The organism is Buttiauxella cochleicola (assembly GCF_021282435.1).
In the GTDB taxonomy this organism is placed as follows: domain Bacteria; phylum Pseudomonadota; class Gammaproteobacteria; order Enterobacterales; family Enterobacteriaceae; genus Buttiauxella; species Buttiauxella massiliensis.
Genome location: NZ_JAJSOT010000002.1, coordinates 253481 through 274048 on the forward strand (window position 1 = coordinate 253481; position 20568 = coordinate 274048).

The following is a 20568-nucleotide window of genomic DNA, read 5'->3' on the forward strand; positions in this document are numbered from 1 at the left end:
GAAACAACCTTTAGTTGCATAAATAAGGGTATAGGCGGGTGGCGTGCTAGAGGAACAAAAAAGCGGCTGGAGAAAATCTCCAGCCGCTAAAGGCACAATCTATGACTCAGGAGCGATTATTTGCCTTTAATTTCGTACAGAGGTGTTTGCCCCGCAACAACAGAACCTTGTGCCTGGAGTACCAGACCACTGTAGTCGTCGATGTTGCTACAAACTACTGGGCTAATCATGGAGCGGGCATTCGCATTCAGGAAATCAAGATCCATTTCCAGAATCGGCTGGCCTGCAACCACTTCAGCACCCTCTTCTACCAGACGAGTAAAGCCCTGGCCGTTCAGTGCAACGGTATCAATGCCCATATGGACAACGATCTCAGCACCTTTCTCGGTTTCCAGGCAGAACGCATGGTTGGTATTAAAGATTTTTACGATAGTACCGGCAGCTGGAGCGACAACTGTTTTTCCAGTTGGCTTAACAGCAACACCATCACCAACTGCTTTGCTGGCGAAGGCTTCATCAGGAACCTGGTCCAGCGCAACCACATCACCTGTCACTGGTGAAACCAGAGCAGCAATGGTTACAGCATTTGGAACTGCTTGTGGTTTAGCAGCAGCCACTGGCGCCGCGGTAGCAGCACTAACAGGAGCAGCCGCAACTTCACCTACAGTCTTCATGGAGTTGGCAATCTTCTCAGCTACAAAGCCGACGATGATTTGCACGCTGGTTTTGTTCAGACGGATAACACCGGTTGCACCCAGACGTTTCGCCAACGCTTCATTAACCAATGAAGAGTCTTTCACGTTCAGACGCAGACGAGTGATACATGCATCAATACCTGTCAGGTTAGCTGAACCACCTACCGCTGCGATGTACTGACGAGCCAACTCAGTTACATCTTGAGAGGCGTTGGCGCTAACATTCACGTCCTGACCATCAGCTTCATCACCTGCAACAGCCAGTTCACGACCTGGAGTCAACAGATTGAATTTGTTGATAGTGAAACGGAAGACCACGTAGTAAATCACGAAGAACACGATGCCTTGTGGGATCAGCATGTACCAGTGAGTCGCCAGTGGGTTACGGGTAGAAAGCACCAAGTCCACCAGACCCGCACTGAAGCCGAAACCAGCAATCCAATGCATGCTTGCTGCGATAAATACAGAGATACCGGTCAGCACTGCGTGAATCAGATACAGAACTGGAGCCACGAACATGAAGGAGAATTCTAACGGTTCAGTGATACCAGTAAAGAAGGCAGCAAACGCACCCGCCATCATGATACCCAATACTTTGGCTTTATTTTCAGGACGCGCGCAGTGGTAAATTGCCAATGCAGCACCTGGAAGGCCAAACATCATGATTGGGAAGAAGCCAGCCTGATAGCGACCAGTAATACCAACGATACCAGTACCTTCAGCGATAGATTTAGCACCGCCAAGGAATTTAGGAATATCGTTAATACCTGCAACATCAAACCAGAACACGGAGTTCAGAGCGTGATGCAGGCCAACTGGAATCAGAAGACGGTTGAAGAACGCATAAACACCTGCGCCAATTGAACCCATTTTCTGGATGTGCTCACCAAAGTTCACCAGGCCGCTGAAAACGATTGGCCAGATGAACATCATGATGAAGGCAACAGCAATCATCACAAAGGAGGTAAGAATTGGAACCAGGCGACGACCGCTGAAGAAGGACAACGCTTTCGGCAACTCGACGCTGCTGAAGCGGTTGTACAACTCTGCGGAGATAATCCCCACCATGATGCCCACAAATTGGTTTTCAATTTTAGTGAACGCCAATGGAACCTGATCCAACGGAATGTGTTTGATCATGGAAACAGCGGCTGGCGAACAGAGAGTCGTCAAAACCAGGAAACCGACAAAACCGGTTAGTGCAGCAGCACCATCTTTATCTTTGGACATACCGTAAGCCACACCAATGGCAAACAGCACTCCCATGTGGTCAATGATTGCAGCACCAGATTTGATGAACAACGCAGCTAATGCGCTATCACCACCCCAGCTAACCGGGTCAATCCAGTAACCAACACCCATTAATATGGCTGCGGCTGGTAGCGTGGCTACCGGCACCATCAGCGCACGGCCAACCTTTTGCATATAACCTAGAATACTCACGTTAATTCCCCCTATGAGACCCCGTTAAGGCTCGTTCAAAGCAGTTTTATTATTGTGTAACAAACCTTGAAAGCATGACGAAGATTCGCCAACTTTCAGAGTGTGTGAAAAATTAATTCGTATCGCAAATTAAACACCCTTTTTTTGTGATTAAAATCACCAAATATTGTTATTCCACTCCCCTTTGGCTAGCTATCGACTAAAACTTATTTTATCATCCGAAAAATCAAGACGGATTGATCCCGTAATAACTGGTTCGAAACTGGTTTACCCTTAGAGGGTTCGGATAACAATCTGGCTAAAGCTACTTTCTATTAACTTATGAGGTGAATGATGAGACTGATTCCCCTGGCTACCCCAGCTCAAGTTGGCAAATGGGCAGCACGCCATATCGTTAAGCGTATCAATGCGTTTAATCCGACAGCAGATCGTCCTTTCGTGCTGGGCCTGCCAACCGGTGGTACTCCACTTGAAGCGTATAAAGCGCTGGTAGAGATGCACAAAGCGGGCCAGGTTAGCTTTAAAAACGTCGTCACCTTTAATATGGATGAGTACGTTGGTCTGCCAAAAGAGCATCCGGAAAGCTATCATACGTTCATGCACCGCAATTTCTTTGATCATGTTGATATCCCAGCGGAAAATATCAACCTGCTGAATGGCAATGCTGACGATGTTGACGCAGAGTGCCGTCGTTATGAAGAAAAAATTCGCTCATACGGTAAAATTCACCTGTTTATGGGTGGTGTGGGCAACGATGGTCACATCGCATTCAACGAACCAGCTTCTTCTCTGGCTTCCCGTACTCGTATCAAAACGCTGACTCATGACACCCGTGTTGCAAACTCCCGTTTCTTTGATGGCGATGTTACTCAGGTTCCAAAATTTGCGCTGACTGTGGGCGTGGGCACTCTGCTTGATGCAGAAGAAGTGATGATTTTGGTCATTGGTCATCTGAAAGCACAAGCTCTGCAAGCAGCAGTGGAAGGCAACGTGAATCACATGTGGACCATTAGCTGTCTGCAACTGCACCCGAAAGCAGTGGTTGTTTGTGATGAGCCGTCCACCATGGAACTCAAAGTGAAGACGCTGAAGTACTTCAATGAGCTCGAAGCGGAAAATATCAAAGATCTTTAAATACTAACTTATACCCAAAATAATTCGAGTTGCAGCCAGGCGGCAAAAAAGTGAGTCCCCAGAAGCTTACTTGAGTAAGTGACTGGGGTGAGCTTTTGTAGCCAACACCTCTGCAACTTGAAGTATGACGGGTATAACCGGGGGTAATTATGTTTGCATTAACTCACGGTCGGATTTATACCGGCCATGAAATTCTTGATGATCACGCGATTGTTATCGCGAACGGCCTAATTGAACGCGTTTGCCCGCGCTCAGATCTCCCTGCGGGTATTGAGACTCGCGATGTGGGTGGTGCAATCATTGCCCCCGGTTTTATTGATGTGCAGCTTAATGGTTGTGGTGGCGTTCAGTTCAACGATTCCGCAGATGCGGTTACCGTTGAAACGCTGGAAATCATGCAGAAAGCCAACGAGCGTTCTGGCTGTACCAGCTACTTACCGACACTGATCACCAGCAGCGATGAGCTGATGAAGCAAGGCGTGAAAGTGATGCGCGAATACCTGGCGAAATATCAGCACCAGGCTCTCGGTCTGCATCTTGAAGGCCCGTGGTTAAACATGGTGAAAAAAGGAACGCACAATCCAAGCTTCGTGCGTAAACCTGATGCAGAACTGGTTGATTTCCTGTGCCAAAACGCAGATGTGATCACTAAAGTCACTTTGGCACCAGAAATGGTTGGGCCTGAAGTGATTAGTAAACTGGTTGCTTCCGGCATTATCGTTTCAGCCGGGCATTCCAATGCCACTGTAAAAGAAGCTAAAGTCGGCTTCCGTGCTGGTATCACCTTCGCAACCCACCTTTTCAACGCTATGCCATATATTACTGGCCGCGAACCGGGTCTTGCTGGGGCCATTTTTGATGAGCCAGATGTTTACTGCGGTATCATTGCCGATGGTTTACATGTGGACTATGCCAATATTCGTACTGCGAAAAAGGTCAAAGGCGATAAGCTGTGCCTGGTGACTGATGCAACTGCTCCGGCAGGCGCAAATATCGATGAGTTCATTTTCGCAGGAAAAACAATATACTACCGTGATGGTTTATGCGTAGATGAGAACGGTACGCTGAGCGGTTCAGCCCTGACGATGATTGAAGGGGTGTGTAACCTGGTTGAGCATGCGGGCATCGCATTAGACGAAGTCTTACGTATGGCCACCCTCTACCCTGCCCGTGCAATGGGTGTAGAGCAGCAATTAGGTACTATTGAAGCAGGGAAAGTCGCCAACCTGACGACCTTTACCCGCGATTTTAAAATCACCAAGACCTTTGTTAATGGTAACGAGGTCGTAACTGAGTAATTAAGGCATGACGACTGGCGGACAGGCTCAAATTGGTAATGTCGATCTGGTAAAACAACTGAATAGCGCGGCGGTATATCGCCTGATTGACCAACATGGGCCAATTTCTCGCATTCAGATTGCCGAACAAAGCCAGCTAGCACCTGCCAGCGTCACGAAAATTACTCGCCAGTTAATTGAGCGCGGGCTGATCAAAGAAGTTGATCAACAGGCTTCCACCGGGGGCCGCCGCGCTATCTCAATTATCACTGAAACCCGCAATTTCCATGCTATTGGCGTACGTCTTGGCCGCCACGATGCAACCATCACGTTATTTGACCTCAGCGCTAAACCGATTGCCGAAGAGCATTATTCTCTTCCTGAACGAACTCAGGAAACGCTCGAGCATGCACTGCTAAACGCTATTGCTCAATTTATCGAACAAAACACACGTAAAATGCGTGAGCTGATTGCGATTTCCGTAATCCTGCCAGGCCTGGTTGATCCTGAAAGCGGGGTGATTCGTTATATGCCTCATATCCAGGTCAATAACTGGTCGTTAGTCGATAGCCTCGAAAAACAGTTCAAAGTGACTTGCTATGTGGGTCACGATATCCGTAGCCTGGCGCTTGCTGAGCACTATTTTGGTGCAACACACGATTGCGATGACTCCATTTTGGTGCGTGTCCACCGTGGTACAGGTGCGGGGATTTTGTCTAACGGACGTATTTTTATTGGCCGTAACGGTAACGTTGGTGAAATTGGCCATATTCAGGTTGACCCATTAGGCGAACGCTGCCACTGCGGAAACTTTGGTTGCCTGGAAACGATTGCCGCCAATGCTGCTATTGAACACCGTGTGCGCCATTTACTCGAGCAAGGTTATAACAGCCGCCTGACACTTGAAGATTGCGATATTACTGCGATTTGTAAAGCTGCGAACAAAGGTGATGCCCTCGCCTGCGAAGTGATTGAACATGTTGGTCGCCACTTAGGCAAAGCCATTTCCATCGCGATTAACCTGTTTAATCCGCAAAAAGTGGTCATTGCCGGGGAAATCATCGAAGCCGAAAAAGTGCTTCTTCCCGCTATCGAAGCCTGCATTAATACACAGGTATTGAAAGCATTCCGTAAGAATCTACCCGTCGTGTGCTCAAAACTCGATGACCGTTCAGCCATTGGTGCCTTTGCTTTGGTAAAACGCTCGATGCTGAATGGCGTTCTGCTTCAACGTTTGCTGGAAAGTTAACTCAGCCGTGAGCCTTTTTACGATATAGTTACGCCTTCCTGAAATGTGAGCCAAGGTAATCAATGACCATTCAGAATGTAATTTGTGATATTGACGGTGTGCTGATGCACGATAACGTCGCCGTACCGGGTGCTAATGAATTCTTAGCCCGCATCATGGAAAAGGGTATGCCGCTGGTTCTGCTGACTAACTACCCGTCGCAGACAGGTCAGGATCTGGCGAACCGTTTTGCGTCCGCGGGTATTGATGTACCAGACAGCGTCTTTTATACCTCCGCAATGGCAACCGCGGATTTCCTGCGCCGTCAGGAAGGAAAAAAAGCGTACGTTGTCGGTGAAGGTGCGTTGATTCATGAACTGTATAAAGCTGGCTTTACCATCACCGATATCAATCCTGACTTTGTCATCGTCGGTGAAACCCGCTCTTATAACTGGGAAATGATGCACAAGGCCGCCTACTTCGTAGCAAACGGTGCGCGCTTTATTGCGACTAACCCTGATACACATGGCCGTGGTTACTATCCAGCCTGTGGTGCGCTTTGCGCGGGTATCGAGAAAATTTCTGGCCGCAAACCATTCTGTGTAGGCAAGCCAAGCCCGTGGATTATCCGCGCGGCGCTCAATAAAATGCAGGCACATTCTGAGCACACGGTGATTGTCGGCGATAACCTGCGCACCGATATTCTTGCGGGATTCCAGGCTGGCCTGGAAACGATTCTGGTGCTGTCGGGCGTTTCAACGCTGAACGATATCGATGCCATGCCGTTCCGCCCTTCGTGGATTTACCCGTCCGTTGCCGAAGTCGATATTATCTAATTAATGATTCGCCCGGTTTTCGCCGGGCTTTTAGCGATTCACCAATCTTTTTCCCCTTCTCTGAATACCAGTCTGGCAATTTCACCAATATTTGCCGATCCGCTAATTATTTCGCTCATTTCCTCATCATTTTTCAGTAATCAACAATCACCATTGAACTATTTATCTCTCCAGGGCTAAAGGACTTGCTTTCACGTCAATGATTGCGCATTTTCATAGTCATGCAACGCAGCTATTACCCAAAATAATTCGAGTTACAGGAAGGCGGCAAGTGAAGGAATCCCGATGAGCTTACTGGAGTAAGTGATTCGGGTGACTGAATGCAGACAACGCATCTGCAACTTGAAGTATGAAGGGTAAAAACAATTTAATGGCTCAAAGAAGCATTACGGAGAGAGTTCTATGTGTTCAATTTTTGGTGTTCTGGATATCAAGACCGATGCGGTCGAACTGCGTAAGAAAGCGCTCGAGTTATCTCGCCTGATGCGTCACCGTGGCCCAGACTGGTCTGGTGTTTACGCTAATGATAAAGCCATTCTGTCCCATGAACGTCTCTCGATTGTTGACGTTAACGCTGGCGCTCAGCCGCTCTACAACAAAGCCAAAACCCACGCCCTGGCTGTTAACGGCGAAATCTACAACCATCAGGCTCTGCGTGCAGAATACGGCGACCGTTACGAATTCCAGACAGGCTCCGACTGTGAAGTTATCCTCGCGCTGTACCAGGAAAAAGGCTCGGAATTCCTCGACGATCTGCAAGGTATGTTTGCCTTCATTCTGTATGACGAAACACAAGACGCCTATCTGATTGGCCGTGACCATATTGGTATCATCCCCCTATATATGGGTCATGACGAACACGGCAACATGTATGTTGCTTCAGAAATGAAAGCGCTGGTCCCGGTTTGCCGCACTATTAAAGAGTTCCCGGCAGGCAGCTATCTGTGGAGCAAAGACGGTGAAATCCGCAGCTACTACCAGCGTGACTGGTTCGAATACGATGCGGTAAAAGACAACGTTACTGATAAAAACGAATTGCGCCAGGCGCTGGAAGATTCCGTAAAAAGCCACCTGATGTCTGACGTGCCATATGGCGTGTTGCTGTCCGGCGGTCTGGATTCATCGGTTATCTCTGCGATTACCAAGAAATTTGCCGCCCGCCGTGTAGAAGATGAAGAGCGTTCCGAAGCCTGGTGGCCGCAGCTGCACTCTTTTGCAGTTGGCCTGGTCGGGTCTCCTGACCTGATAGCAGCGCAAGAAGTGGCAAATCACTTAGGCACCGTGCACCACGAAATTCATTTCACCGTGCAAGAAGGCCTGGATGCGATTCGCGATGTTATCTATCACATTGAAACTTACGATGTGACCACCATTCGCGCCTCTACTCCAATGTATTTGATGTCACGCAAAATCAAAGCAATGGGCATCAAGATGGTGCTATCCGGTGAAGGTTCTGACGAAGTCTTTGGCGGCTACCTGTACTTCCATAAAGCGCCAAACGATAAAGAGCTGCACGAAGAGACCGTTCGTAAGCTGCAAGCGCTGCATATGTTTGACTGTGCGCGTGCTAACAAAGCGATGTCTGCCTGGGGCGTTGAAGCTCGCGTACCGTTCCTGGACAAGAAATTCCTTGATGTAGCTATGCGCATCAACCCGAAAGACAAAATGTGCGGCAACGGCAAGATGGAAAAACATATCCTGCGTGAATGTTTTGAATCTTACCTGCCAGCAAGCGTTGCATGGCGTCAGAAAGAGCAATTCTCTGATGGCGTAGGTTACAGCTGGATTGACACGTTAAAAGAAGTTGCAGCGGGTCAGGTCACCGACCAACAACTGGAAACGGCAAGCTATCGCTTCCCGTACAACACACCAGGCTCTAAAGAAGCTTATTTGTATCGTGAAATCTTTGAAGAGTTATTCCCACTACCAAGCGCTGCGCAGTGCGTTCCAGGCGGCCCATCTGTTGCCTGTTCTTCAGCTAAGGCCATCGAATGGGATGAAGCATTCAAAACAATGAATGATCCATCAGGCCGTGCAGTGGGCGTTCACCAGTCCGCTTACAAATAATTGAGCAAAATGAAACACACGGGCCTACGGGCCCGTTTTTGTTTCTGCAATATTCCTCACCTCTTATCAGGGCTTTTCCCTAACATAAAACCACGAAATAACCGATTTTTGACGAATATTGCATCAAGCTGTTCGTAAGCTAATCAAACAGACTATTTACGCTAATTTTCGGGAAAAAATTGTTGACGCTAGAAGGCCAACTACGCATAATGCGCCCCGCAACGCCGATAAGGTGACGCAGAAAAAAGAAGGCTACTTAGCTCAGCTGGTTAGAGCACATCACTCATAATGATGGGGTCACAGGTTCGATTCCCGTAGTAGCCACCATTATTCTTTTTTTAGCGCGGGAGTGGCGAAATTGGTAGACGCACCAGATTTAGGTTCTGGCGCCGCAAGGTGTGCGAGTTCAAGTCTCGCCTCCCGCACCATTTTAAAGCGTTGCACAGTTGGGGTATCGCCAAGCGGTAAGGCACCGGTTTTTGATACCGGCATTCCCTGGTTCGAATCCAGGTACCCCAGCCAATTTTTCGACATAGCACGTTAGTTTTGTGCGCCCATAGTTGGGGTATCGCCAAGCGGTAAGGCACCGGTTTTTGATACCGGCATTCCCTGGTTCGAATCCAGGTACCCCAGCCAGTCGAAGAATAAAGTTTTAAAATTAGGCTACTTAGCTCAGCTGGTTAGAGCACATCACTCATAATGATGGGGTCACAGGTTCGATTCCCGTAGTAGCCACCATATTTTTGGGGTATCGCCAAGCGGTAAGGCTCTGGTTTCTGATACCAGCATTCCGAGGTTCGAATCCTCGTACCCCAGCCAAAAATGAAAAGCTCGCTTCGGCGAGCTTTTTGCTTTTCTGCATTTGGATATTCTCGTCAGAATTAAAGTCGGATATCGCTAACGCTAATCCGACCTAAGAAAGACTATCGACTCATAACCCTAACGCATACTTCAGCGCCTGGCGTTTAAGCACCCCACCACGTTCAGCCGCCATCAACCCTAAGTTTCGAATCACACGCAACGGCCCTAAAGTATTGCTAAAACCTGCGTAGAACAGATCCATACCGCTTTGCATCAGGAAATTATCCGCCTGCCTGCGCGTCTGGTAGCGCTTCAAAATACGCGCATCTGCCCAGTTTTCACCGTAGCTACGCGCTTTAATCATCACATCAAGTAAAGCGTCCACATCACGATAACCTAGATTCACACCCTGCCCCGCTAATGGGTGAATGGTATGCGCGGCATCGCCAATCAACGCCAGGCCCTGTTGGGTATATTGCAATGCATGGCGACGAGTCAGCGGAAATGCGCCACTGGCAATCGGTGTTACTTTACCTAAGCGCTCCGGGAAACTCGCCTCAATCGCTTTATGCAGTTGCGGTATCGTCATATTTTGCAGCTGGCGAATACGTGCCGGCGAATCGTACCAAACAAGCGAGGCCCAATTATCAAATAGCGGTAAAAACGCGTGCGGCCCGTTCGGCGTAAAATGCTGCCAGGTACTATCGCCTGGTGTTTGTTCGCATTTTACCGTAATGAGCATGCACGACTGACGATACTGCCAGGCATGAATACCAATTCCCGCCCAACGACGCACCTGTGAATTTGCGCCATCAGCTCCAATGACCATAGGAACCGTTAGGGTCCGCTCATCCGCAAAGTGTAACGTCCACTTCCCTGCCTGCCCGTGCATACGGTCAATGTGTGCAGGGCAAAGCAACGTGACATTCGGATGGGCCTCCAGCGCCTGCCACAACGCGAATTGTAAAACCTGGTTTTCGACCATATAGCCCAATTCTGGCAGCCCTAACTCTTGAGCTTTAAAGCTAACGTGGGCGCTTTCCCACTCCCAGGTTTCGAGCTGGCGATAAGCATGGCTACGCATTGAACGAATAGCATCCCAAACGCCAAGTGATTTCAACAACCCGACCGATGCACTACTGATAGCCGAAATACGCACATCGGGTTGGCTTGTTGCGTCAAAGGCAGCAGGAGCCTGCTGCTCAATCACCGCAACCTGAAAACCATTTTGCGCGAGGCCAAGGGCTGCGGCCGCGCCGACCATCCCCCCACCCACTACCGCGACATCAATTGACTGATTCAACATGATGAGTTTGTCCTTAAATTGTCTATGCTGATTCTACCGGATTTTTACGCAAGCTGGTCACATCAAGGCCAAAGCATTACAATACGCCGCCTGAATTCCTGGCTTTAACTGAGCAATGGCAAGTCGATGACAAAAAAACTCCATATCAAAACCTGGGGCTGTCAGATGAACGAATACGATTCATCGAAGATGGCCGATCTGCTGAATAGCACACATGGCTATACGCTTACGGACAACCCAAAAGAAGCGGACGTATTGCTACTCAATACCTGCTCTATCCGTGAAAAAGCCCAGGAAAAAGTGTTCCATCTGCTTGGCCGCTGGAAACTCTTAAAGCGTAAAAATCCCAATATCATTATTGGTGTTGGCGGTTGCGTTGCTTCCCAGGAAGGTAAGATGATTCGTAGCCGTGCACACTATGTTGATATTGTTTTCGGGCCACAAACGCTGCACCGCCTGCCTGAAATGATCAACAAAGTGAGTGGCAACCGTAGCCCAATCGTTGATGTCAGCTTCCCTGAAATCGAAAAGTTCGACCGTCTGCCAGAGCCAAAAGCCGATGGCCCGACTGCATTCGTTTCTATTATGGAAGGCTGTAACAAGTATTGTACTTACTGCGTGGTGCCTTATACGCGTGGTGAGGAAGTGAACCGTCCGTGTGATGATGTGCTGTTTGAAATCGCACAACTCGCAGCGCAAGGCGTGCGTGAAGTGAATCTGCTCGGCCAGAATGTGAATGCTTACCGCGGGCCGACTTTCGATGGTGGCATCTGTTCATTCGCTGAACTGCTGCGCCTGGTGGCTGCCATTGACGGCATTGACCGCATTCGCTTCACCACCAGCCATCCGATTGAATTTACTGACGATATCATCGAAGTTTACCGCGATACTCCAGAACTGGTGAGTTTCCTGCATCTGCCGATTCAATGCGGTTCTGACCGCGTCCTGAATTTAATGGGTCGTACGCATACCACGCTGGAATACAAATCGATTATTCGCAAACTGCGCGCCGTGCGTCCTGACATTCAAATTAGTTCTGATTTCATTGTTGGTTTCCCTGGCGAAACCCAGCAGGACTTCGAGCAAACCATGAAAGTCATTGGCGATGTTAATTTTGACGTGAGCTACAGCTTCGTCTTTTCTTCTCGCCCGGGCACACCAGCCGCCGATATGGTTGATGACGTACCAGAAAAAGAGAAATTGCAGCGCCTCTATATTCTGCAAGAGCGTATCAACCAGCAGGCCATGGAGTTTAGCCGTAAGATGGTTGGCACCACTCAGCGTGTCCTTGTCGAAGGGACATCACGCAGAAACATTATGGAGTTGACCGGACGTTCCGAACACAACCGTGGCGTCAACTTTGCAGGCACCCCGGATATGGTCGGTAAATTTGTTGATGTCGAAATCACCGAAGTCGCGACCAACAACTCCCTGCGCGGAAAAGTAGTTCGCACCGAAGACGAAATGGGACTGCGTATTGCCGAGTCTCCGGAGTCAGTAATTGCTCGCACACGTAAAGAGAATGAGATCGGTGTAGGGTTCTATCAGCCTTAGTCCCCCCCTCAATGCCCGTGGGTTCGCTAACGCCGTGACCCCATGGGCATTTTCATTTGTTGCACTTGCATTCGGAAGCATCCACCCAAATATCAAAAACCAGGCTTGCGCCATCTGCCCACGCCGTAAATAATCTTTTTATGGCCTGCAATTATGCAGCAATACATTCTACTGGCCCTGTGCGACCCCGAGGATAAGTTTGAATATCGAGACACGTGAAATTACGCTAGAACCCGCAGACAATGCGCGTCTGCTAAGCCTGTGTGGCCCATTTGATGACAATATCAAGCAGCTTGAACGTCGGCTGGGGATCGAAATCAACCGTCGTGACTATCACTTCAAGCTGACGGGCCGCCCGATTCTGGTCAATGCTGCCGCAGATATTTTGCGTAACCTGTATGTCGATACCGCACCGATGCGTGGCGAAATTCAGGATATAACTCCTGAGCATATCCACCTCGCCATTAAAGAAATTCGCGTGCTGGAACAGTCTGCTGAAAGCGTTCCAGAGTACGGCAAAGCAGTGAACATCAAGACTAAACGCGGCGTCATCAAACCGCGTACACCGAACCAGGCGCAGTACATCGCCAATATTCTCGACCACGACATCACCTTTGGTGTCGGCCCTGCGGGTACAGGTAAAACTTACCTCGCGGTTGCGGCAGCCGTTGATGCACTGGAACGCCAGGATATCCGTCGCATTCTGCTGACCCGTCCGGCCGTTGAAGCGGGCGAAAAGCTCGGCTTCTTGCCTGGCGATTTAAGCCAGAAAGTTGACCCTTATCTGCGCCCGTTGTACGACGCCCTGTTTGAAATGCTCGGCTTTGAGCGTGTTGAGAAACTGATCGAGCGTAACGTCATCGAAGTGGCACCACTCGCCTATATGCGTGGCCGCACGTTAAACGATGCATTCATCATTCTGGATGAAAGCCAGAACACCACTATCGAACAGATGAAAATGTTCCTGACGCGCATTGGTTTTAACTCCAAAGCAGTGATTACAGGCGACGTCACCCAAATAGATTTACCAAAAAATCTGAAATCGGGCTTACGTCATGCAATCGACGTACTGGCCGAAGTCGATGAAATCAGCTTTAACTTCCTTAATAGTGAAGACGTTGTCCGCCACCCGGTTGTGGCACGTATTGTGAATGCCTATGAAGCGTGGGAAAACGCGGAACAGGTTCGTAAAGATGAACTCGCAGCAGAGCGCAAGCGAGAAGCGATGGCAATCAATGCTGCCGCTCAGGAGAGTAAATGAGTCAGGTTATACTGGATTTACAGGTCGCGTGTGAAGACGCAAACGGCCTGCCTACGGAAGAACAATTTCAGGCATGGCTTGATGCGGTCATTCCACAATTTCAGGAAGAGTCAGAAGTCACGATTCGCCTGGTGGATGACGCAGAAAGCCACGATCTGAACCTCACTTATCGTGGGAAAGATAAATCCACCAATGTGCTCTCGTTCCCGTTTGAAGCGCCTCCGGGCATTGAACTGCCACTATTGGGCGACCTGATTATTTGCCGTCAGGTTGTGGAGCAAGAAGCAAAAGAGCAGCAAAAACCGCTGGATGCGCATTGGGCACATATGGTCATCCACGGCAGTTTGCATCTGCTTGGTTATGACCATATTGAAGATGAAGAAGCCGAAGAGATGGAATCCCTGGAAACAGAGATAATGCTTGCTCTTGGGTATGCTGATCCGTACATTGCCGAGAAAGAATAGTCGCTACGGTAAATGATTACCGTAACGCATCAGGTGCAGGCAGCGAGCCATTAACTGCCTGCTATCTATTAATTAACCGAGGGGCCACAAACCTAACGCCATGAGCGACGACAATTCCCAAAACAGTGACACACCTGCCAGTAAGAAGGGATTCTTTTCCCTGATTCTCAACCAGCTATTCCACGGTGAACCTAAAAACCGTGACGATCTGCTGACACTCATCCGTGATTCTGAGCAAAATGATCTGATCGATCAAGATACCCGCGACATGCTTGAAGGCGTGATGGATATCGCCGACCAACGCGTCCGCGACATCATGATCCCTCGCTCGCAAATGGTAACGCTCAAACACAACCAGACGCTGGACGAATGCCTCGATGTGATCATCGAATCCGCACACTCCCGCTTCCCGGTGATCAGTGAAGACAAAGATCATATCGAAGGGATTCTGATGGCTAAAGATTTGCTGCCGTTTATGCGCAGCGATACTGAGCCATTTAGCATGGAAAAAGTGTTACGTCAGGCAGTTGTTGTGCCGGAAAGTAAGCGTGTTGACCGCATGCTCAAAGAGTTTCGTCAGCAGCGCTACCACATGGCGATAGTGATTGATGAGTTTGGCGGCGTCTCCGGACTTGTCACCATCGAAGATATTCTCGAACTGATTGTTGGGGAAATTGAAGATGAGTATGACGATGAAGAAGACGGTGATTTCCGCCAGCTAAGCCGTCACACCTGGACGGTTCGCGCTCTGGCCTCAATCGAAGATTTTAACGACACCTTTGCCACCCATTTCAACGATGACGAAGTTGATACCATTGGTGGATTGGTGATGCAGGCCTTTGGCCACTTACCTGCCCGTGGCGAAACCATCGAAATCGATGGTTATCAGTTCAAAGTCGCGATGGCAGATAGCCGCCGTGTTATTCAGGTTCATGTCAGAATTCCGGACGACTCGCCACAACCGAAACTGGAAGATTAATTCAAAGATGGCTATAGCCCTACTCCTTCAACGCCAGCGCGTGCGTCTGCTGCTGGCGCTGCTTTTTGGTGCCTGCGGAACGCTGGCTTTCTCCCCTTACGATTTTTGGCCTGCCGCGATTGTTTCTCTGGCTGGGCTTCAGGGGCTGACACTTAATCGACGCGCTATTCAAAGTGCGTGGATTGGTTTCTTCTGGGGGCTGGGGCTATTTGGCTCAGGCATTAACTGGGTGTATGTCAGCATCGCGCAATTTGGCGGGATGCCCGGCCCGGTTAACGTCTTCCTGGTGGTGCTGCTGGCGGCTTATTTATCGTTATATACCGGCTTATTTGGTGGATTCCTCAGCAAACTTTGTCCGAAAACGACGTGGTGGCGCGTAGCGATTGCTGCTCCGATGCTATGGCAACTCACCGAGTTCCTGCGCGGCTGGGTATTAACCGGCTTCCCGTGGCTACAGTTTGGTTATAGCCAGATTGATGGCCCGCTGAAAGGCATCGCGCCGATTCTCGGCGTGGAAAGTGTAACGTTCCTGTTGATGATTATCAGTGGCCTGTTGGTGTTTGCGCTGCACGAGCGTAACTGGCGCCCGGCCGTGATTGCCGCAGCACTGTTAGTTCTGCCCTGGCCGTTGCGTTCGATTCAGTGGTATCAGCCGCAACCTGAGCGCACCGTTGATGTGGCGATGGTCCAGGGAGACATCCCGCAATCCCTGAAATGGGATGAAAACCAGCTGCTCAATACGCTAAAAATCTATCTCGATAAAACTCAGCCGCAGATGGGTAAATCCCAGCTGATTATCTGGCCTGAATCGGCAATCCCCGATCTGGAGATTAACCAGCAGCAATTCCTGACGATGATGGACGATTTGCTGCGGTCGAAGCACAGCTCGTTGATCACCGGTATTGTTGATGCACGTTTGAATAAACAGAATCGCTACGATACCTACAACACCATTATCACGCTGGGCGAAGGCAATCAGTACAGCTACAACAGTGCCGATCGTTACAACAAGAATCACCTGGTGCCGTTCGGTGAGTTCGTGCCGCTGGAATCCATCCTGCGTCCGCTGGCTCCGTTCTTTGATTTGCCAATGTCATCATTCAGTCGCGGGCCGTATTTACAGCCGCAGTTGGAGTCCAATGGTATTAAGCTGACACCTGCGATTTGCTACGAAATTATCCTGGGAGAGCAGGTGCGCGATAACTTCCGCCCTGATACAGATTTCCTACTGACTATTTCGAATGATGCATGGTTCGGCAAATCGATTGGCCCATGGCAGCATTTCCAGATGGCGCGTATGCGTTCACTGGAGTTGGGTCGTCCGCTTCTACGCAGCACGAACAATGGTATTACCGCCGTGATTAATGCTAACGGTGATATCGACGCAATGATCCCGCAGTTTACTCGCGAAGTTCTGGAAGCGAAGGTCACGCCAACGCGGGGTATTACGCCATATGCACGCTTTGGCGACTGGCCACTGTGGGGCGCAACACTCATCTTTGGCTTCGCCTCTGTTCTGTTGGCACTGCGCACACGCCGCAAATCCTGATTCTGCATTACCAAAAAATGGCCAGCTCATGCTGGCCATTTTCATTTCTGGCACAACCTTTGCAAAATATTACTCACTAGAAAGACACAAAATGCTGAATCACTACCCTGTGAGCAGCATGAAGCATTGAGTTGCACCAAACGATGACAAACCCAGCACCAAAGTAGTGCAACGGAAGATTTTTGCCTCTAAACGGTGCGGCACGCTTCGCAAAAATAAACATCTGGATAGCAAAATCTTTACATTAAGCTAGGTTAAGTGTTAACAAAAAGACAAAGAATTAAGCTTATTCAATAACACACAACAACAAAAATATACTTGGCAGCATTCAGCCCTTGCGGCTCGAAGGATGACAGGTAAAACACTCACAACGGGTATCAATGCCTCATGGCATTAAGATAAAGGAGTTGGTAATGCAATTACGTAAACTAGCCTCAGCTTTGCTGGTAATGGGTTTAGGCGCTGGAATAGCACACGCCGAAGATGCTAAACCTGCAGCTCAACAAAGTACTCTTGATAAGATCGCCGCAAACGGCGTCATTGTGGTCGGTCACCGTGAGTCTTCTGTTCCTTTCTCTTACTACGATAACCAACAAAAAGTCGTCGGCTATTCACAGGATTACTCCAACGCTATCGTTGAAGCCGTGAAGAAAAAGCTCAACAAGCCTGACCTGCACGTTAAGTTGATCCCGATTACTTCTCAGAACCGTATTCCATTGCTGCAAAACGGCACTTTCGATTTTGAGTGCGGTTCTACCACCAACAACCTGGAACGCCAGAAACAAGCATCGTTCTCCGACACTATCTTCGTCGTCGGTACCCGTTTGCTGGTTAAGAAAGGTGGCCCGATTAAGGACTTCGCTGACCTGAAAGGCAAAGCAGTTGTTGTGACTTCTGGTACCACTTCTGAAGTTCTGCTCAACAAGCTGAACGAAGAGAAGAAAATGGACATGCGTATTATCAGCGCCAAAGACCACGGTGACTCGTTCCGCACCCTGGAAAGTGGTCGTGCCGTTGCCTTTATGATGGATGACGCCCTGCTGGCGGGTGAACGTGCTAAAGCGAAGAAACAGGATAACTGGGAAATTCTTGGCACTCCGCAATCCCGCGAAGCCTACGGCTGTATGCTGCGTAAAGACGACCCAGAGTTTAAGAAGCTGATGGATGACACCATCGCTCAGGCACAGACATCTGGTGAAGCGGCGAAATGGTTTGATAAGTGGTTTATGAATCCAATTCCACCGAAAAACATCAATATGAACTTCGCTCTGTCTGACGACATGAAAGCCCTGTTCAAAGAACCAAACGATAAAGCACTGAACTAAACATACCCGTTAGCATTCGAGTTGCAGGACAAAATGCCTCTGGCATTTTGAACAGCGCTTGCGCTGGCCCCGAAGGGGCGAGGTCGCAGACCGAGTAACGCGGCCAGTGAGCTTATCCCGATGAGCTTACTTCAGTAAGTGATTATTCGGCCCATCCATGGGCCTCACCCCTTCGGGGCGCTGGTTACAGCGTTCAAATCTGCTCCCGGCAGATTTGTCGGGTAAGTGAGTGCAGCCAACACCCCTGCAGCTTGAAGGATGGCGGGTATAGAACAAGGGGCCGGGATGACCCAGCCCTCTCGATTGACGAACTGAAGCTCGGACAGACTATGCGTCGGATGGCCGTTCCCCATCCGGCGTGAAAGTACCCCCAAAATCTCAGGCATAGATCTGAAGTCGGGGTACAAGCTTCTCATCAATCTTCGAGGGTAGCGCAGCTCGCTACCCTCAATTTTTTCTCGGAGTATGTTATGTCTATAGACTGGAACTGGGGAATATTTCTACAGCCCGCCCCGTTCGGCAACACCACCTATTTGGGCTGGATTTGGAATGGCTTCCAGGTCACCGTCGCCCTATCCATCTGTGCATGGATAATCGCTTTTCTCGTCGGCTCTCTGTTCGGCATTTTACGCACCGTTCCAAATAAATGGCTGTCGAGCCTTGGCACGCTGTATGTCGAGTTATTCCGTAACGTACCGCTTATCGTGCAGTTCTTTACCTGGTACTTAGTGGTGCCGGAATTGCTGCCCGAAAATCTTGGCATGTGGTTTAAATCTGAGCTTGACCCGAATGTACAATTCTTCTTGTCATCGATGATTTGCCTTGGCCTGTTTACCGCAGCTCGTGTATGTGAGCAAGTTCGTGCCGCCATTCAGTCTCTGCCTCGCGGGCAAAAAAATGCCGCATTGGCGATGGGTTTAACGCTCCCACAAGCTTACCGCTATGTGCTGCTACCAAACGCCTATCGCGTAATTGTGCCGCCAATGACATCTGAAATGATGAACCTGGTGAAAAACTCAGCTATTGCATCAACCATTGGCCTGGTCGATATGGCGGCGCAGGCGGGTAAATTGCTGGATTACTCCGCGCATGCTTACGAATCCTTTACCGCAATCACCCTCGCGTATGTCCTGATTAACGCTGTGATTATGCTGGTGATGTATGTCGTTGAACGTAAAATTCGCCTGCCTGGCAATATGGGAGGCAAATAATGTACGAGTTTGACTGGAGTTCTATTCTCCCCGCAATGCCTTACCTGATGCAGGGGTTGATCATCACCCTGAAAATCACCGTTACGGCGATTATCTTCGGTATCGTTTGGGGTACGCTGCTGGCTGTGATGCGCCTGTCGCCGATTAAGCCCATAGCCTGGTTTGCCAGCGCCTACGTCAACGTTTTCCGCTCTATCCCGCTGGTGATGGTGCTGCTGTGGTTCTACCTGGTTGTGCCAGGTATTCTGCAAAAAGTGCTAGGGCTTTCCCCTCAAACCGACATTCGTTTAATTTCCGCAATGGTGGCATTCTCGATGTTTGAAGCTGCCTACTATTCCGAGATTATCCGTGCCGGTATTCAGAGCATCTCTCGTGGGCAATCAAATGCGGCCCTTGCATTGGGGATGACTCACTGGCAGTCAATGAAACTGATTATCCTGCCGCAGGCGTTCCGCGCCATGGTGCCATTGCTGTTAACGCAGGGCATCGTCTTGTTCCAGGATACGTCACTGGTATATGTATTAAGTCTGGCTGACTTCTTCCGTACCGCTTCCACCATTGGTGAGCGCGACGGAACCCAGGTCGAAATGATCCTGTTTGCCGGTGTAGTGTATTTCGCAATCAGCCTGAGTGCTTCGCTGTTGGTCAGCTACTTGAAGAAAAGGACAGTGTAATGATTTCCCTGAAAAATGTTTCTAAATGGTATGGTCACTTTCAGGTGCTAACCGACTGCTCAACAGAAGTGAAAAAAGGTGAAGTAGTTGTTGTTTGTGGGCCATCTGGCTCCGGTAAATCAACGCTAATCAAAACGGTGAATGGCCTGGAGCCGGTGCAAAAAGGCGAAATTGTTGTTAACGGCACGCAAGTGAACAACCAAAAAACTAACCTTGCGGAATTGCGCTCGCATGTAGGAATGGTGTTCCAACACTTTGAGCTTTTCCCACATCTGTCGATTATCGAAAACCTGACCCTTGCTCAAGTAAAAGTGCTGAAACGCAACAAAGAAGAGTCGCGTAAAAAGGGGCTGAAACTGCTCGAGCGCGTTGGGTTGACCGCACATGCGGATAAATTCCCGGCACAGCTTTCTGGCGGCCAGCAGCAACGTGTAGCGATTGCCCGTGCGCTATGTATGGACCCTGTGGCAATGCTGTTTGATGAACCGACTTCAGCCCTTGACCCTGAGATGATCAACGAAGTGCTGGACGTGATGGTTGAGCTGGCAAACGAAGGAATGACCATGATGGTGGTAACACACGAGATGGGCTTTGCTCGTAAAGTGGCGAACCGCGTGATCTTTATGGATGAAGGGAAGATTGTCGAAGACTCGAATAAAGAGGATTTCTTCAACAACCCGCAGTCCGAACGTGCAAAAGACTTCCTGGCGAAAATCCTGCACTGATTCGGTATTAAGTCGCGTAATCCCCCTCCAGAGCGGTGG

At 49.5% G+C, this 20568-nt stretch carries 16 protein-coding genes and 6 tRNA genes; 20 read left to right on the forward strand and 2 right to left on the reverse strand.

Annotated features, from left to right (window positions below; translation table 11 throughout):
* Positions 1-116: 116 nt before the first annotated feature.
* Positions 117-2138, reverse strand: coding sequence for an N-acetylglucosamine-specific PTS transporter subunit IIBC (gene nagE / locus LVQ77_RS06950; protein WP_151992870.1), 2022 nt, complete (start codon positions 2136-2138; stop codon positions 117-119).
* A gap of 333 nt (positions 2139-2471) precedes the next feature.
* Between nagE and nagB the strand changes: the two genes are divergently transcribed.
* The 11 genes from nagB to LVQ77_RS07005 all read left to right on the forward strand — a co-directional run bounded on the left by nagB (position 2472) and on the right by LVQ77_RS07005 (position 9499).
* Positions 2472-3272 (forward strand): glucosamine-6-phosphate deaminase, encoded by an 801-nt coding sequence (gene nagB, locus LVQ77_RS06955; RefSeq protein WP_064517071.1) that lies wholly within the window; start codon positions 2472-2474, stop codon positions 3270-3272.
* A gap of 149 nt (positions 3273-3421) precedes the next feature.
* Positions 3422-4570 carry an N-acetylglucosamine-6-phosphate deacetylase gene (gene nagA / locus LVQ77_RS06960; RefSeq protein WP_151992871.1) on the forward strand — a complete coding sequence of 383 codons (1149 nt, stop codon included), beginning with the start codon at positions 3422-3424 and terminating at the stop codon, positions 4568-4570.
* A gap of 7 nt (positions 4571-4577) precedes the next feature.
* Positions 4578-5798, forward strand: a complete 1221-nt coding sequence (gene nagC / locus LVQ77_RS06965; protein ID WP_232864274.1) for a DNA-binding transcriptional regulator NagC — start codon at positions 4578-4580, stop codon at positions 5796-5798.
* Between the two features lie 62 nt (positions 5799-5860).
* Positions 5861-6613: an HAD-IIA family hydrolase gene (locus tag LVQ77_RS06970; protein ID WP_034456689.1), complete on the forward strand. Its 753-nt coding sequence runs from the start codon at positions 5861-5863 to the stop codon at positions 6611-6613.
* A gap of 402 nt (positions 6614-7015) precedes the next feature.
* Positions 7016-8680 (forward strand): asparagine synthase B, encoded by a 1665-nt coding sequence (asnB, locus tag LVQ77_RS06975; RefSeq protein ID WP_232904049.1) that lies wholly within the window; start codon positions 7016-7018, stop codon positions 8678-8680.
* Positions 8681-8930: 250 nt separating this feature from the next.
* A tRNA-Met gene (locus LVQ77_RS06980) sits at positions 8931-9007 on the forward strand.
* 16 nt (positions 9008-9023) lie between these two features.
* Positions 9024-9108 (forward strand) — tRNA-Leu (locus LVQ77_RS06985).
* Positions 9109-9127: 19 nt separating this feature from the next.
* Positions 9128-9202, forward strand: a tRNA-Gln gene (locus LVQ77_RS06990).
* A 39-nt stretch (positions 9203-9241) separates the two neighbouring features.
* A tRNA-Gln gene (locus LVQ77_RS06995) sits at positions 9242-9316 on the forward strand.
* 25 nt (positions 9317-9341) lie between these two features.
* Positions 9342-9418, forward strand: a tRNA-Met gene (locus LVQ77_RS07000).
* 6 nt (positions 9419-9424) lie between these two features.
* A tRNA-Gln gene (locus tag LVQ77_RS07005) sits at positions 9425-9499 on the forward strand.
* A 112-nt stretch (positions 9500-9611) separates the two neighbouring features.
* On the opposite strand, the gene ubiF is transcribed toward LVQ77_RS07005, so the two are convergent.
* Positions 9612-10787: a 3-demethoxyubiquinol 3-hydroxylase gene (ubiF, locus tag LVQ77_RS07010; RefSeq protein ID WP_232864272.1), complete on the reverse strand. Its 1176-nt coding sequence runs from the start codon at positions 10785-10787 to the stop codon at positions 9612-9614.
* 126 nt (positions 10788-10913) lie between these two features.
* On the opposite strand from ubiF, the gene miaB reads away from it, so the two are divergent.
* The 9 genes from miaB to LVQ77_RS07055 all read left to right on the forward strand — a co-directional run bounded on the left by miaB (position 10914) and on the right by LVQ77_RS07055 (position 20529).
* Positions 10914-12341, forward strand: a complete 1428-nt coding sequence (miaB, locus tag LVQ77_RS07015) for a tRNA (N6-isopentenyl adenosine(37)-C2)-methylthiotransferase MiaB (RefSeq protein WP_232904050.1) — start codon at positions 10914-10916, stop codon at positions 12339-12341.
* 199 nt (positions 12342-12540) lie between these two features.
* Positions 12541-13602 carry a PhoH family protein gene (locus tag LVQ77_RS07020; protein ID WP_151992878.1) on the forward strand — a complete coding sequence of 354 codons (1062 nt, stop codon included), beginning with the start codon at positions 12541-12543 and terminating at the stop codon, positions 13600-13602.
* Positions 13599-14066: an rRNA maturation RNase YbeY gene (gene ybeY, locus LVQ77_RS07025; protein WP_034456694.1), complete on the forward strand. Its 468-nt coding sequence runs from the start codon at positions 13599-13601 to the stop codon at positions 14064-14066. Before LVQ77_RS07020 ends, ybeY begins: the two co-directional genes overlap by 4 nt.
* A gap of 100 nt (positions 14067-14166) precedes the next feature.
* Positions 14167-15045 (forward strand): CNNM family magnesium/cobalt transport protein CorC, encoded by an 879-nt coding sequence (gene corC, locus LVQ77_RS07030; protein WP_034494022.1) that lies wholly within the window; start codon positions 14167-14169, stop codon positions 15043-15045.
* 7 nt (positions 15046-15052) lie between these two features.
* Positions 15053-16594 carry an apolipoprotein N-acyltransferase gene (lnt, locus tag LVQ77_RS07035; RefSeq protein WP_232904051.1) on the forward strand — a complete coding sequence of 514 codons (1542 nt, stop codon included), beginning with the start codon at positions 15053-15055 and terminating at the stop codon, positions 16592-16594.
* Positions 16595-17007: 413 nt separating this feature from the next.
* A complete protein-coding gene (locus LVQ77_RS07040) occupies positions 17008-17919 on the forward strand; it encodes an amino acid ABC transporter substrate-binding protein (protein ID WP_151992880.1) in 912 nt (303 codons plus the stop codon).
* 470 nt (positions 17920-18389) lie between these two features.
* Positions 18390-19130, forward strand: a complete 741-nt coding sequence (locus tag LVQ77_RS07045) for an amino acid ABC transporter permease (protein WP_034456698.1) — start codon at positions 18390-18392, stop codon at positions 19128-19130.
* Entirely contained in the window at positions 19130-19804 is a 675-nt protein-coding gene (gene gltK, locus LVQ77_RS07050) for a glutamate/aspartate ABC transporter permease GltK (protein WP_151992881.1), read from the forward strand. Before LVQ77_RS07045 ends, gltK begins: the two co-directional genes overlap by 1 nt.
* Positions 19804-20529: an amino acid ABC transporter ATP-binding protein gene (locus LVQ77_RS07055; protein WP_232904052.1), complete on the forward strand. Its 726-nt coding sequence runs from the start codon at positions 19804-19806 to the stop codon at positions 20527-20529. The genes gltK and LVQ77_RS07055 overlap by 1 nt, the downstream gene beginning before the upstream one ends.
* Positions 20530-20568 lie beyond the last annotated feature (39 nt).